At 72.2% G+C, this 13,555-nt stretch carries 10 protein-coding genes; 9 read left to right on the top strand and 1 reads right to left on the bottom strand.

Annotated features, from left to right (window positions below; all coding sequences use genetic code 11):
- Positions 1–3 precede the first annotated feature (3 nt).
- The 6 genes from Van01_RS27690 to prfA all read left to right on the top strand — a co-directional run bounded on the left by Van01_RS27690 (position 4) and on the right by prfA (position 9,606).
- Positions 4–3,300 carry an efflux RND transporter permease subunit gene (locus tag Van01_RS27690; RefSeq protein ID WP_204013673.1) on the top strand — a complete coding sequence of 1,099 codons (3,297 nt, stop codon included), beginning with the start codon at positions 4–6 and terminating at the stop codon, positions 3,298–3,300.
- A gap of 89 nt (positions 3,301–3,389) precedes the next feature.
- A complete protein-coding gene (locus Van01_RS27685) occupies positions 3,390–4,628 on the top strand; it encodes an MFS transporter (protein WP_204013670.1) in 1,239 nt (412 codons plus the stop codon).
- A 50-nt stretch (positions 4,629–4,678) separates the two neighbouring features.
- Positions 4,679–5,623 carry a homoserine kinase gene (gene thrB, locus Van01_RS27680; RefSeq protein WP_204013667.1) on the top strand — a complete coding sequence of 315 codons (945 nt, stop codon included), beginning with the start codon at positions 4,679–4,681 and terminating at the stop codon, positions 5,621–5,623.
- Between the two features lie 296 nt (positions 5,624–5,919).
- Positions 5,920–7,929 carry a transcription termination factor Rho gene (gene rho / locus Van01_RS27675; RefSeq protein ID WP_204013665.1) on the top strand — a complete coding sequence of 670 codons (2,010 nt, stop codon included), beginning with the start codon at positions 5,920–5,922 and terminating at the stop codon, positions 7,927–7,929.
- 269 nt (positions 7,930–8,198) lie between these two features.
- Positions 8,199–8,423, top strand: coding sequence for a 50S ribosomal protein L31 (gene rpmE / locus Van01_RS27670; RefSeq protein WP_099850085.1), 225 nt, complete (start codon positions 8,199–8,201; stop codon positions 8,421–8,423).
- A 94-nt stretch (positions 8,424–8,517) separates the two neighbouring features.
- Positions 8,518–9,606: a peptide chain release factor 1 gene (prfA, locus tag Van01_RS27665; RefSeq protein WP_204013662.1), complete on the top strand. Its 1,089-nt coding sequence runs from the start codon at positions 8,518–8,520 to the stop codon at positions 9,604–9,606.
- A gap of 15 nt (positions 9,607–9,621) precedes the next feature.
- Here prfA and Van01_RS27660 read toward each other — a convergent pair whose 3' ends face one another.
- On the bottom strand, positions 9,622–11,172 hold the full coding sequence (locus Van01_RS27660) for a GGDEF domain-containing protein (RefSeq protein ID WP_204013660.1): 1,551 nt from the start codon (positions 11,170–11,172) through the stop codon (positions 9,622–9,624).
- Positions 11,173–11,242: 70 nt separating this feature from the next.
- Between Van01_RS27660 and prmC the strand changes: the two genes are divergently transcribed.
- Genes prmC through Van01_RS27645 form a run of 3 tightly spaced genes read left to right on the top strand, consistent with a single transcriptional unit; the run spans position 11,243 to position 13,463 of the window.
- Entirely contained in the window at positions 11,243–12,208 is a 966-nt protein-coding gene (gene prmC, locus Van01_RS27655; protein WP_204013658.1) for a peptide chain release factor N(5)-glutamine methyltransferase, read from the top strand.
- Positions 12,208–12,852, top strand: a complete 645-nt coding sequence (locus tag Van01_RS27650) for an L-threonylcarbamoyladenylate synthase (protein ID WP_204013722.1) — start codon at positions 12,208–12,210, stop codon at positions 12,850–12,852. Before prmC ends, Van01_RS27650 begins: the two co-directional genes overlap by 1 nt.
- Complete coding sequence (locus Van01_RS27645; RefSeq protein ID WP_204013656.1) at positions 12,852–13,463, top strand: arsenate reductase/protein-tyrosine-phosphatase family protein; 612 nt, start codon at positions 12,852–12,854, stop codon at positions 13,461–13,463. Before Van01_RS27650 ends, Van01_RS27645 begins: the two co-directional genes overlap by 1 nt.
- The last annotated feature ends 92 nt before the right edge of the window (positions 13,464–13,555 follow it).

The following is a 13,555-nucleotide window of genomic DNA, read 5'->3' as shown; positions in this document are numbered from 1 at the left end:
GCGATGTCGCTGCTCGCCAGATTCAGCCTCGCCAACCGGGGGCTGGTAGCCCTCATCGCGGTGGTGACCACGGCGTTCGGTGTGTACGCCGTGCCGTCACTGAAGCAGCAACTCCTCCCGTCGTTGGAGTTCCCCGCCGCGTTCATCGTGGCCCAGTACCCCGGTGCCGCACCGGAGGTCGTCGAATCCCAGGTCGCCGAACCGATCGAGAACAGCCTGCGCGGCCTCGCCGGTCTCGACTCGGTCGTCTCGACCTCCCGGGAGGGCCTGACCACCATCCAGGTGCAGTACGAGTTCGGCACCGAACTCGACGACATGGTCAGCCGGATGCAGACCGCGATCAACCGGACCGGGCTGCCCGAGGGGGTGGACCCGCAGGTGATCGCGGGCGGCACCGACGACCTGCCGGCGGTGGTGCTGGCCGCGTCCGGCGACGACGACGAGCGGGTCCTCGCCGGCAAGCTGCGTGACACGGTGGTGCCGGAACTGGCGGCGATCGACGGCGTCCGCAGCGTCGAGCTGACAGGTGTCCGCGACGAACTTGTGGTGATCACGCCGGATCCGGCGAAGCTGGCGAAGGCGAAGGTGCAGCCGACCGCTATCGGCACCGCGTTGCAGGCGAACGGGGTGGCGGTGCCGGCCGGTGCGGTGCTGGACGGCGAGCGCAGCCTGCCGGTACAGGTGGGTGCCCCGCTGACCACCCTGGACGAGTTGCGCGACGTGGTCGTCGCGCCGCCTGTGAAGAAGGCCGGTCCGGTCCGCCTCGGCGACGTCGCCACGGTCGAGGAGCAACTCGCCCCGGCCACCGCGATCACCCGTACCAACGGCCGGGAGAGCCTCGGCATCGCGGTCACCGCGGACCCGGACGGTAACGCGGTGGAGATCTCCCACGAGGTCGCCGACCGGCTCGCCGACCTGCGCTCCGCCACCGGTGCCGAGCTGACAGTGGTGCTCGACCAGGCGCCGTTCGTGGAGAAGTCCATCAAGACGCTGAGCACCGAGGGCCTGCTGGGTCTGATCATGGCCGTGGTGGTCATCCTGGTGTTCCTGCTGTCGGTGCGCTCCACAGTGGTCACCGCGGTCTCCATCCCGCTGTCGGTGGTGGTCGCACTGATCGCCCTCTGGATCGGTGACTACTCGCTCAACCTGCTCACCCTCGGCGCGTTGACGGTCGCGGTCGGCCGGGTGGTGGACGACTCGATAGTCGTGCTGGAGAACATCAAGCGGCACCTGTCGTACGGCGGGCCGAAGCGGCAGGCGATTCTCACGGCGGTACGCGAGGTGGCCGGTGCCGTCACCGCGTCGACGCTGACCACGGTGGCCGTCTTCGCCCCCATCGCACTTGTCGGTGGTTTCGTCGGCCAGCTCTTCGCGCCCTTCGCGATCACGGTCACCGTGGCGCTGCTCGCCTCACTGCTGGTGTCGCTTACCGTGATCCCGGTGCTCGCGTACTGGTTCCTCAAGCCGGTGAGCGGCGCGACCGACGGGGCGGCGGTCCGCCGGGCGGCGGAGGAGCGCGAGCTGCGCAGCCCGTTGCAGCGGGTGTATCTGCCGGTCATCCGGTTCGCCACCGGCCGGCGGGCCTACCGTTGGGCGACCCTGGCGGCGGGGCTGCTGGTGCTGGTCGGCACCTTCGGGCTGGCCCGGCAACTGGAGACCAACTTCCTCGACGACTCCGGCCAGGACACCCTCAACATCCGGCAGGAACTGCCTGTGGGTACCGGGCTGGCCGGCACCGACGCGGCGGCCCGGCGGGTCGAGGAGGTGCTGGCGAGCACCCCGGGCGTCGAGTCGTACCAGGTCACCGCCGGTGGCGGCGACACGCCGTGGGCCGGCACGGCCGGCAACAACGTGGCCAGCTACGCGCTGCGCCTCGGCGACGAGACCGACGCCAAGGCGATGCGCGGCGTGCTGCGGGACCGGTTCACGGCGCTCGGGTCGGAGGCCGGTGAGATCACCTTCCCGGCGGGCCAGGGCGGGGCGTCCGCAAACGAGCTGGCGGTCATCGTCCGGGCCGCCGATCCCGAGGCGTTGGCCGCCGCCGCCCAGCAGGCCGAGGCGGCCCTGACCGGCATCAGCGGGGTCGAGGACGTCTCGACCACCCTGGCCGAGCGGGTACCGCGCGTCGACGTGACAGTCGACCGCGTGGCGGCCAGTCGGGCCGGGCTGACCGAGGCCACCGTCGGGCAGCTGGTGTCGCAGGCGTTCCGGGGTTCGCCCCTGGGGCAGGTGACAGTCGACGGCGCTGCCCGGGACGTGGTGCTGCGGCTGTCGGCCGCGCCGCCGGTCACCGTGGCGGAGTTGCGGGCGCTGCCGGTGGGCGCGGTCGAGCTGGACGACATCGCCGACGTCACCGAGACCACCGGGCCCCAGCAGGTACGGCGGATCGACGGTGAGCGCAGCGTCTCGGTGACCGGCACGGTCACCGGCTCCGACCTGGGCGCGATCAGCACCGAGTTGCAGAGCCGTCTCGACGCGATCGACGTACCGGGGGCCACTGTCACCCTCGGCGGCGTCAGTGCCGAGCAGCGCGAGACCTTCGCCGATCTGGGTCTGGCCGTGCTGGCCGCGATCGCGATCGTCTTCCTGATCATGATGGCGACGTTCCGTAGCGTGATCCAGGCGCTGATCCTGCTGGTCTCCATTCCGTTCGCGGCCACCGGAGCTGTCGCCCTGCTGCTGGTCAGCGGCACCGCGCTGGGGGTGCCGGCGCTGATCGGCGTGCTCATGCTTGTCGGCATCGTGGTGACGAACGCCATCGTGCTGCTCGACCTGGTCAACCAGTACCGCGCCCAGGGGATGGGGGTACGGGAAGCGGTGGTCGAGGGCGGGCGGCATCGGCTGCGGCCGATCCTGATGACCGCGATCGCGACCATCTTCGCGCTGACCCCGATGGCCTTCGGGCTCACCGGGGAGGGTGGTTTCATCTCGCGGCCGCTGGCGATCGTGGTGATCGGCGGCCTGCTCACCTCCACCCTGCTCACGCTGATCCTGGTACCGACCCTGTACGCCATGGTGGAGGACACCAAGGTGTCGGTCCGGGCGTGGCGACGCCGCCGCGGTGACGTGTCCGACGACGGGGCGAGCGGTGGCGAGGTGAGCGACGCCGATGACACCGGGACGGACACCGGGCGGGCGCCGGTGGGCGCGGCGGTCGGTGCCGGCCCGGCCGAGGCGGGGCGGCGGGAGAGCCGGCCGGTGCCGGCGGCGCCCTCCGGCGCGTTGATCGAGAACACCGACCAGTTCGAGGTGCTCCGACTGCCGAAGACCCGCAACTCGCCGTTCCCTCCGAACGAGTGAGCGCTGCCCCCGGAGGGTCCTCGGGCCCTCCGGGGGGCCTGTCCGCGCTCCGACGCAACCGCTGACAGCGGCCGGGTATGGTCCGCTCCGTGGCGTCCACCCTCTCGGTCCTCACCCGGAACCGGAACTTCCGCAATCTCTTCCTGGCCGAGCTGGTGGTCTTCGGCGCCGACTGGTTCGTCATGGTGCCGCTGCTGGTGCTGCTGCCGCAGCTGACCGGAAGTGGGGTGTGGGGAGCCCTGGTGCTCGCCGTGGACACCGGCATCGTCGCGTTGCTGCTGCCGTACACCGGCACCATCGCGGACCGGTTCGACCGCCGTACGATCATGATCGTCTCGAACGCCGCCGCGCTTGTCGGCGTCCTGCTGCTGCTAGGGGTACGCGATGCCGGTACGGCCTGGCTGGCGTTGCTCGGCATCGGCGTGGTCGCGGTGGCCAAGGCGTTCTACTCGCCGGCGGCGCAGGCGGCGCTGCCGAACGTGCTCGATCCGGATGAACTGGCTGCGGGCAACGCGGTGGCCGGGTCGGCGTGGGGGACGATGACTGTCGTCGGCGCGTCGCTCGGTGGGGTGCTCAGCGCGGCGGCCGGTCCGTACGTCTGCTTCTGGGTCGGTGCCGTCGGGCTGGTGATCGCCGCGGGCCTGGCCACGCTCATCCGACGTCCGTTGCAGGCGCCCCGCGAGCGGGACGTGGTGCCACCGCAGACCTGGGCGGCGATCCGCGAGGCGCTTGTGTACATCGGGCACCGCCCGCGGGTGCTCGCGCTGGTCACGGTGAAGTCGGCGGTCGGTCTCGGCAACGGCGTGCTTACCGTCTTCCCGCTGCTCGCTGGGCTGTACGGGGTCGGCGCGTTCGGTGCCGGCCTGCTGTTCGCGGTACGCGGGGCCGGCGCGTTGGTCGGTCCGATCATGATGCGGCGGGTGCTGACCAACCGGACCTGGCTGTTGCCCGGCCTGGCACTGTCCATGTCGGCCTACGGTCTGGCCTACCTCGGCACCTCGGTGGCTGCCTGGTTCCCACTGGTGCTGGTCCTGGTCTTCGTGGCCCACTTCGCCGGTGGCAGCAACTGGGTGATGTCGAACTTCGCCTTGCAGGGCGAGGTGCCGGACCGACTGCGGGGTCGGGTCTTCGCCACCGACATGATGCTGGCAACCCTGGCCATCTCCGTCAGCCAGCTGGTGGTGGCCGCGGTGGTGGACGTGGTCGACGAACGTGTCGTACTTGCCGGTTGCGGCCTGGTCACCCTGGTCTACGCGATCGGCTGGCGGATCGCGACGCGACGTCTCTCGCTCGCCGCGTCGCCACCCGCCGTCGCGGAGAACCGGTAGCCCGGTCCGGCCCGGTGAACGTTCCGGCCCGTCGCACTAGCATGGTCGGCGTGTCGACCACATTCGTCGCCGAACCGGTCCGGGTCCGGGTCCCCGCCACCAGTGCGAACCTGGGGCCGGGTTTCGACGCGCTGGGGCTGGCCCTCGCGCTGCACGACGACGTCGCCGCCGAGGTGACGGGCGACGGCGTGACGGTCACGGTGACCGGGGAGGGCGCCGGCGACCTGCCGGTCGACGACGGTCATCTGGTGGTACGCGCCATGCGCGCGGCGTTCGACGCGCTCGGTGGGCAACCGCCGGGACTGGCTGTGGAGTGTGTCAACCGCATCCCGCAGGCGCGCGGGCTCGGCTCCTCGTCGGCGGCGATCGTCGCCGGGGTGCTGTTGGCCCGGGCCCTGGTGACCGAGGGCGAGAGCCGCCTCGACGACGACGCCGTGCTGCGCCTGGCCGCCGAGATCGAGGGCCACCCGGACAATGTCGCACCCTGCCTGCTCGGCGGCTTCACCCTGGCCTGGACGGAGCCGGCCGGCGCCCGTGCGGTGTCGCTGCCGGTGGCCGACGGCGTACGCGCCACGGTGCTGGTGCCGGCCGAGCGTGGGCTGACCGCCTCGGCCCGTGCTGCGCTGCCGGCTTCCGTGCCGCACGGCGACGCCGCGTTCAATGCCGGCCGGGCGGCGCTGCTGGTGCACGCGTTGACCGCACAGCCGGCACTGCTGTTGCCGGCCACCGCCGACCGGTTGCACCAGGACTACCGCGCGCCATCGATGCCAGGGACGTCTGCCCTGGTCAGTGGGTTGCGTGACGCTGGTGTGGCGGCCGTGGTCAGTGGGGCCGGCCCCACCGTGCTGGCCCTCTCCGAGCTGCCCGTAGACTTCGACGCGGGAACAGATTGGCGGCTGCTGCGGTTGCCGGTAGATGTATGCGGGGCGCAGGTCGAGCGGGGTAGACTCGGACACGCGGAGCGGGACCCTGTTGCCGCAGGTCGCAAGAGTTGATTACGCTCTAGACTTAGCACAGCCGCGAAGCATGCGATCTCTCTGCGGGTCGGCGCACCCCCGAAGCTTTCGGCGGTAGCCCGTCACCCCTGCCTAGGCCCACGCCGCACCGCAGTCTTCACTGGTCGCCGCAGACGGCGAAACCCCGCTCACCGCTCCACCTGGTGGGTCGGGCGACCGACCGGCTGCTGTGTTACAGACTCCCGCGAAGCGTCATGCGAGGCGGGTGTACCGAGGCCGCCCGGCCACCTGTTGTCGATTCCGGGCAGTCCCGGCCTATCGAGGGAAGGAATCCATTGAGCGACACCACCGACGTGACGTCGGATGTTTCCAACGTCGCTGGCGATGCCACCACCGCTGCCCCCACCCGCCGTCGGCGCAGCGGCACGGGTCTGTCGGCGATGCTGCTGCCGGAGCTGCAGAGCCTGGCCGCGTCGCTCGGCATCTCGGGGACGGCTCGTATGCGTAAGGGCGAGCTGATCAGCGCGATCACCGAGCGGCAGGGCGGCGCTGCCGGGGCCCCTCGACCACGGGCCGAGGTCGCGGCGGCCGCCGCACCGGTCCGCGAGGAGGTCCACGCGGAGGTACGGGACACGGGTGACCGGCCGGAGGCCGAGCGCCGTGGCGCGGAGCAGCCGGCGGCGAGCGTCGAGAGCGAGGGCCGCGGCCGTACCCGGCGTAGCCGGACCGCCGTGACGGAGCCGCGTGCCGAGGAGTCCGCCGCCGAGGGCGAGCGGTCCGAGGGCCGGTCCGGTCGTGACCGCGGTGCCGATCGCGGCGAGCGTGCCGATCGCGGCGAGCGGGGTGACCGGGCCGAGCGTGGCGACCGCACCGCGGAGCGCGCCGAGCGCGGGGACCGTGCCGACCGGAGTGACCGGGCCGAGCGTGGCGACCGGGCCGAGCGTGGTGACCGTGGCGACCGGGCCGAGCGTGGCGACCGTGCCGAGCGTGGCGAGCGCACCGAACGGAGTGACCGGGGCGACCGGGCCGATCGTGGTGACCGGGGCGAGCGCGGGCAGCGTGCCGACCGGGACAACGACGGTGACGACGACGGCGAGGGCGGCGGTCGGCGCAGCCGGCGCAGCCGTTTCCGGGACCGTCGACGCGGTCGTGGCGACCGTAACGACAGCGGCGGCGGCGACAACAACGGCCGCGAGCCGCAGGTCGGCGAGGACGACGTGCTCGTGCCGGTGGCCGGCATCGTGGACGTGCTCGACAACTACGCCTTCGTCCGGACCACCGGCTACCTGGCCGGCCCCAACGACGTGTACGTGTCGATGTCCCAGATCAAGAAGTACGGCCTGCGGCGCGGTGACGCGATCACCGGTGCGGTTCGGGCGGCGCGCGACGGCGAGCAGCGGCGCGACAAGTACAACCCCCTGGTCCGGCTGGACACCATCAACGGGATGGAGCCGGACGAGGCCAAGCGTCGGCCGGAGTTCTACAAGCTCACCCCGCTGTACCCGCAGGAGCGGCTGCGGCTGGAGACCGAGCCGCACATCCTCACCACCCGGGTGATCGACCTGGTCATGCCGATCGGCAAGGGCCAGCGGGCGCTCATCGTCTCACCGCCGAAGGCCGGTAAGACCATGGTGCTGCAGGCGATCGCGAACGCCATCACGCACAACAACCCGGAGTGCCACCTGATGGTGGTGCTTGTCGACGAGCGGCCCGAAGAGGTCACCGACATGCAGCGGTCGGTGAAGGGCGAGGTCATCGCGGCCACGTTCGACCGCCCGCCGCAGGACCACACCACAGTCGCCGAGTTGGCGATCGAGCGGGCCAAGCGCCTGGTCGAGCTGGGCCACGACGTTGTCGTGCTGCTCGACTCGGTGACCCGGCTCGGCCGCTCGTACAACCTGGCGGCGCCGGCCAGCGGCCGGATCATGTCGGGTGGTATCGACTCCACCGCGCTCTACCCGCCGAAGCGGTTCCTCGGCGCGGCCCGCAACATCGAGAACGGCGGCTCGCTGACCATCCTCGCCACCGCTCTGGTGGAGACCGGCTCCATGGCGGACACGGTCATCTTCGAGGAGTTCAAGGGCACCGGTAACGCGGAGCTGAAGCTGGACCGGAAGATCGCCGACAAGCGGACCTTCCCGGCCATCGACATCCACCCGTCCGGCACGCGTAAGGAGGAGATCCTGCTCGCGCCGGAGGAGCTGGCCATCGTGCACAAGCTGCGCAAGGTGCTGCACTCGCTGGACTCGCAGGCGGCGCTGGATCTCCTGCTGGACCGGCTGAAGCAGTCCCGCACCAACATCGAGTTCCTGATGCAGATCGCGAAGTCGACGCCGGGGGAGTAACGTCCGCCGACGAAGATCCACGAAGGGGCGTGGCCGGACCGGCCACGCCCCTTCGTGGGTACCGGGGCGGGCGGAGGAATGCTTCGCGCCGGTTGCGGGAATGCGTACCCGAGGCCCGATGTTGCTACCGGCGACCAGCTGGTGTGGCCCGATTCCGGGGCCCGCCGACGCCCATGGCAGACTGGTCAATCGGCCACCGGTTCCGGTTCACGCCCCCACCAGCAGGCACAGGGCGACCCGGCGACCACAGACGAGAGGACCGAGGCGACATGAAGCCCAACATCCACCCGGAGTACGTGACCACCGAGGTCAGCTGCTCCTGCGGTAACACCTTCACCACCCGCAGCACCGCCAAGGGCGGCTCGATCCACGTCGAGACGTGCAGCGCCTGCCACCCGTTCTACACGGGCAAGCAGCGAGTGCTGGACACCGCTGGCCGGGTCGCGAAGTTCCAGCAGAAGTACGCCAAGGCCCAGGGCAAGAAGGCCAAGTAGCTCCTCGTCCGACGCCCGCGTCCGGTTCCCGCCGGACGCGGGCGTTGTCCGTCTGTGTCCCGGTCTCCCCGCCGACCAAGGAGCGATCCCCCGCATGAGCAGTGAGCGCCTGGCCGCCCTCCTCGACGAGTACGCCGAGTTGGAGAAGCGGCTCGCCGATCCCGCGATCCACGCTGACCAGGGCACCGCCCGCCGGGTCGGCCGTCGCTACGCCGAGCTGGTGCCGCTGCACAAGGCCGCTGGTGAGCTGGAGCAGGCCCGGGCCGATCTCGCCGCCGCGCGGGAACTGGCCGCCGAGGACGCCTCCTTCGCCGCCGAGGCCGAGACGATCGCGGCGACGCTCCCGGCGTTGGAGGAGCGGCTTGCCGAGTTGCTCATCCCGCGTGACCCGCACGACGCCAAGGACGTCATCGTCGAGATCAAGGCGGGGGAGGGCGGTGAGGAGTCCGCGCTGTTCGCCGGTGACCTGCTGCGCATGTACACCCGCTACGCCGAGCGGCGCGGCTGGCTCACCGAGGTGATCGACGCCCAGGACTCCGACCTCGGCGGGGTCAAGGACGTCTCGCTGGCGATCAAGACGAAGGGTGTGCCCGACGGCGGCAACGGCGTCTGGTCCCGGTTGAAGTGGGAGGGCGGCGTGCACCGGGTCCAGCGGGTCCCGGTCACCGAGTCACAGGGGCGCATCCACACCAGCGCGGCCGGTGTCCTGGTGCTGCCGGAGGCCGAGGAGGTCGACGTCACAATCGACCCGAACGAGCTGCGCGTCGACGTGTTCCGCTCGTCCGGCCCGGGCGGGCAGTCGGTGAACACCACGGACTCGGCGGTACGGATCACCCACCTGCCCACCGGCATCGTGGTCTCCTGCCAGAACGAGAAGTCCCAGTTGCAGAACCGGGAGCAGGCGATGCGGATCCTGCGCGCCCGGCTGCTCGCCGCCGCGCAGGAGCAGGCCGACGCCGCCGCGTCGGACGCCCGCAAGGCACAGGTGCGTACGGTGGACCGCTCGGAACGGATCCGCACGTACAACTTCCCGCAGAACCGGATCACCGACCACCGGATCGGCTTCACCGCGTACAACCTCGATCTGGTGCTCGCCGGGGAACTGGACGGCGTGCTCGACGCGCTCACCGAGGCGGACCGGGCTGCGCGCCTGGCCGGTGACGCGGAGCTGACCCGCCGCTGAGCCGGGTCGGCGTGGTCAGGCGGTACGCGGCCGGACCTTTGCCCGCAGCATCTCGCGGTCGGCGGCCTCGAAGGCGGCACCGAGCGCGTCCCGCTGGCCGGGGCCGCCGGTCCCCACCTCGGCGAAACCGATGCTGACACCGACCGGGGTGCCGGGTACCAGCGACTCCCAGTCCTCGGTGCGGACGGCGGCGTCGATGCGTCGCGCCACCTCGGCCGCCTCGGTCATGCCCGCCTCGGGCAACACCACCACGAACTCGTCGCCGCCGTAGCGGGCGACGAAGTCACCCCGACGCATCACCCTGTTGATCACTCCGGCGACGCGTTGCAGGACCAGGTCCCCCGAGTGGTGTCCGTGCCGCGTGTTCACCGCCTTGAAGCCGTCCAGGTCGCAGACGCCGATCACCACCCGTTCGCCGCGGGCGACCACCGCCGCGATGTAGCGCTCCAGCCGGCGTCGGTTGGGCAGCCCGGTCAGCGGGTCGGTCAGCGCCTCCCCCTCGAACCGCGCCGCCTCGCGGCGCATCTCCTCATGGTCGATCCGCGCGGCGATGCCGTCGATGTAGACGTCCCGGAGCCGGTCGTGCCGCTGCGCGGCGAGCCGGAAGGCCAGCCGGTCGGCCCGGTGCGCGGCGGCGTGGTCGCCGGCCCGTCCCAGCGCCATGCTGCGCAGCCGGGCCGGCTCGGCCGCGCCGAGCGTCTCGGCGGACACCTGCACCGTGTCCAGCCGGGTGACCGCCTCGATCGGGCGTCCGCTGGCGATGGCGAGGCACACCTGGCCGAGCTGGCGCATGTCGCGGGCGCGGGCACTGTCCGCGCCGTAGCCGAGCAGCCGGTCCGGGTCCCGGCCCGGGGTGGGGGAGAGGTCGTCGCCGAGCGCGCACCGGCGGGCGGCGGCGTAACCGTAGGCGGCCAGGCTGCTGGGGCGCAGCCGGTCGGCACGCCCGGCGGTCACGAACCGGTCCAGGTCACCGCCGACATCCCGCAGTACGCGCAGACAACCGTCACTGTCCCCGGTGTGGTCGAGGGCTACCGCGTTGCGCAGCCGGATGCCTGGTGCGGCGAACGTCTCCTCCGGGATCCCGGCGGCGGTGCCGAGTTGCCGGGCGCGTTCGATCGCGCCCAACGCGTATCCGTGGAAGCTGAGGTAGGAGTAGGCCATCGCCAGGTCGTGCCAGCCCCACGCGGTGTCCCGGTCCGGGTCCTCCACCGCCCCGAGCGCCCGAGCCGCCTTGACCAGGTGCGTCACGCAGCGGTCCAGCGCGCCCTGGTGGTGGGCGGCGAGCGCGGCAAGTGCGTTGAGGTGCCCGTGCAGGTAGGGCTCGGCGAGGTCGCGTACCGCCGCGGAAGCCTCCTCGATGGCGCGGGTGTACTCGGCGGTGCGCCCGAGATTGATCAGGGCCGAGAGCCGCTGCACGAGCGCGTCGGCGCGGGCGTGCGGGTCGCGGGTGGCACGCAGCACCCGGTCCAGGAGTCCGTACGCCTCGGTGGAACGGCTCACCTCCTGCAACGCCCGCGCTTTCGTCAGGGCGTCAACCTGGTCTTCGACCCGGTCGAGCCAGCCCACCCGCGACCTCCTGTCGGTGTGCCGCTGCACCCGCTTATGCACGTGCACGGCGACGCTTCATGATTATTGCGTGACCACCGCACCGCAACACCCGTCCGAAGGGACGAGACGTCACCGTCCGGCTCCCGTGCTCGCCGATGCGGCCCGTACGCTCGCCGCCGTCGGCGTGACCTCGGCCCGCGCCGAGGCGGAGCTGCTGGCCGCGTACGTGCTCCAGGTTTCCCGGGGGCGGTTGGCCCTGGCTGACGGGTTCACCGACGAGCAACTCGACAGTTACCGGGCGCTCGTGGCCCGCCGGTCAGGACGGGAACCGGTGCAGTATCTCACCGGCAGCGCCGGCTTCCGGCACCTGGAGCTGGCCGTCGGGCCGGGCGTCTTCGTGCCGCGCCCGGAGACCGAACTTCTCGCCGGCTGGGGCGTCGACCAGGCCCGGCAGGTCGTCCGGACCAGCGGGCGGCCCGAGCCGCTCGTGGTGGACCTGTGCAGCGGATCCGGCGCGATCGCCCTGTCGGTGGCGTACGAGGTGCCGGACGCCCGGGTGGTGGCGGTGGAACGGTCCCCGGCGGCCCTGTCCTGGCTGCGGCGCAACGCGGCGACCCGGGCCGCGGCCGGTGACCGGCCGATCGAGGTGGTGGCGGCGGACGCCACCGATCCGGGCCTGCTTGACGATCTGGTCGGCCGGGTGGACGTGCTGCTGTGCAACCCGCCGTACGTCCCGCTCGCGGTGGCCGTGCCCCCCGAGGTGGCCGACCACGACCCGGCGGAGGCCGTGTTCGGCGGGGTCGACGGGCTGGACGTGATCCATCGGGTGATCGACCGCGCGGGGTTCCTGCTGCGTCCCGGTGGCGCCCTCGGCATCGAGCACGACGACAGCCACGGCACCGTGCTGCCCGGTCTGCTCGCCGCCGACGGCCGGTACGACACCATCGTCGACCATCCTGACCTCGCCGGGCGGCCCCGCTTCGGCACGGCGTCCCGCCTCGCGGACCGCCCGCCACCGGGTGCGGCGGTGACGTGGCAGACTGGCTCCTCGTGATGCTCTACGACTGCCGGTCGCTCGCCGACCGAGACCGCGGCATCGCTGCGGCCATCGAGGCGGTCCGCAACGGCGAGCTGGTCGTCCTGCCCACCGACACGGTCTACGGGATCGGCGCCGACGCGTTCACCCCGTACGCGGTCAAGGCGCTGCTGGACGCCAAGGGCGTCCCGCACGCGCCGCCGCCGGTGCTCATCGGTTCCCGGCACACCCTCGACGGTCTGGCCTACACGCTGCCGGCGGCGGCGCGGGACCTGGTGCAGGCGTTCTGGCCGGGGGCGCTGACCATCCTGGTGAAGCACTCGGCGAGCCTGCGGTGGGACCTCGGCGACGACAGCGGCACGGTGGCGGTGCGGATGCCGCTGCACCCGGTGGCGCTTGAGGTGCTGCGCGAGACCGGGCCGATGGCTGTGGCCTCGGCCAACAAGGTCGGCCAACCGGCCGCGCTCACCGCCGACCAGGCGCGCGACCAGTTGGCCTACTCGGTGCGCGCCTACCTGGAGGCCGGGCCGGCGGTGGATCCGGTGCCGAGCACGATCGTGGACCTGACCGGCGACGAGCCGGTGCTCGTCCGGGAGGGCGCGATCGACCTGGCCCGGCTGCGCGACGTGGTACCGGAGCTGCGCGAGAGTCAGGTGGCGTAGTGCCTCCCTTCACGGTCCTGCACGTCTGCATGGGAAACATCTGCCGCTCGCCGATGGCCGAGCGGCTGCTCACCGTGGCCGTGGCCGATCGGCTGACCCGGCGCGAGGTCGACCCGGCCCGGGTCGAGGAACTGCTGCACAGCCACAGTGCGGGCACCGGTGGTTGGCACGCCGGTGAGGAGATGAACCCGCCGGCCGCCCGCCAGGTCACCAGCCGGGGTGGCGACGTCGCCGGGTTCGCCGCGCGCAAGCTGCGCTCCGACCACATCGACGCGGCGGACCTGGTCCTCACCGCGACCGCGGACCAGCAGGAGTACGTCACGGCCTTGCGACCCGACGCCGCCGCCCGCACGTTCGTGCTCGGCGAGTTCGGCCGGCTGCTGGCCGCCCTCGATCCGGCTGCGCTGCCGGCCGCCGAGGCCACCGCCGACGCGGTGCACGCTCGCGGGGTCGCCCTGGTCGAGGCGGCGCACGAGGCCCGCCAGGGTGCCGCAGCCCTGTCCACCGACGACCTCGACGACCCGTGGGGGCGCGGCGACCAGTGCTTCAGCCGGGTGGCCGACGAGATCGAGGAGACGGTGCAGCCGCTCGCCGCGCTGCTGCTCCCCTGATCGGCGAATTTCATCCGGGTTTCAGGAAAGGCGCGGCAGAAAGGGTGATTAGCGCCATTCTGGGGGAGTCCTGACGGCTCCTGCGGGGAGAG

This window comes from Micromonospora andamanensis, assembly GCF_016863495.1.
GTDB lineage: Bacteria > Actinomycetota > Actinomycetes > Mycobacteriales > Micromonosporaceae > Micromonospora > Micromonospora andamanensis.
This window is presented reverse-complemented; position numbering and strand designations above follow the sequence as displayed.

Excerpts from the sequence above, each read along its gene's own strand:
- prfA (WP_204013662.1), top strand. The coding sequence starts at position 8,518 with ATGAGCAGTGAGCGCCTGGCCGCCCTCCTCGACGAGTACGCCGAGTTG.
- rpmE (WP_099850085.1), top strand. The coding sequence starts at position 8,199 with ATGAAGCCCAACATCCACCCGGAGTACGTGACCACCGAGGTCAGCTGC.
- Van01_RS27650 (WP_204013722.1), top strand. The coding sequence starts at position 12,208 with ATGCTCTACGACTGCCGGTCGCTCGCCGACCGAGACCGCGGCATCGCT.
- Van01_RS27690 (WP_204013673.1), top strand. The coding sequence starts at position 4 with ATGTCGCTGCTCGCCAGATTCAGCCTCGCCAACCGGGGGCTGGTAGCC.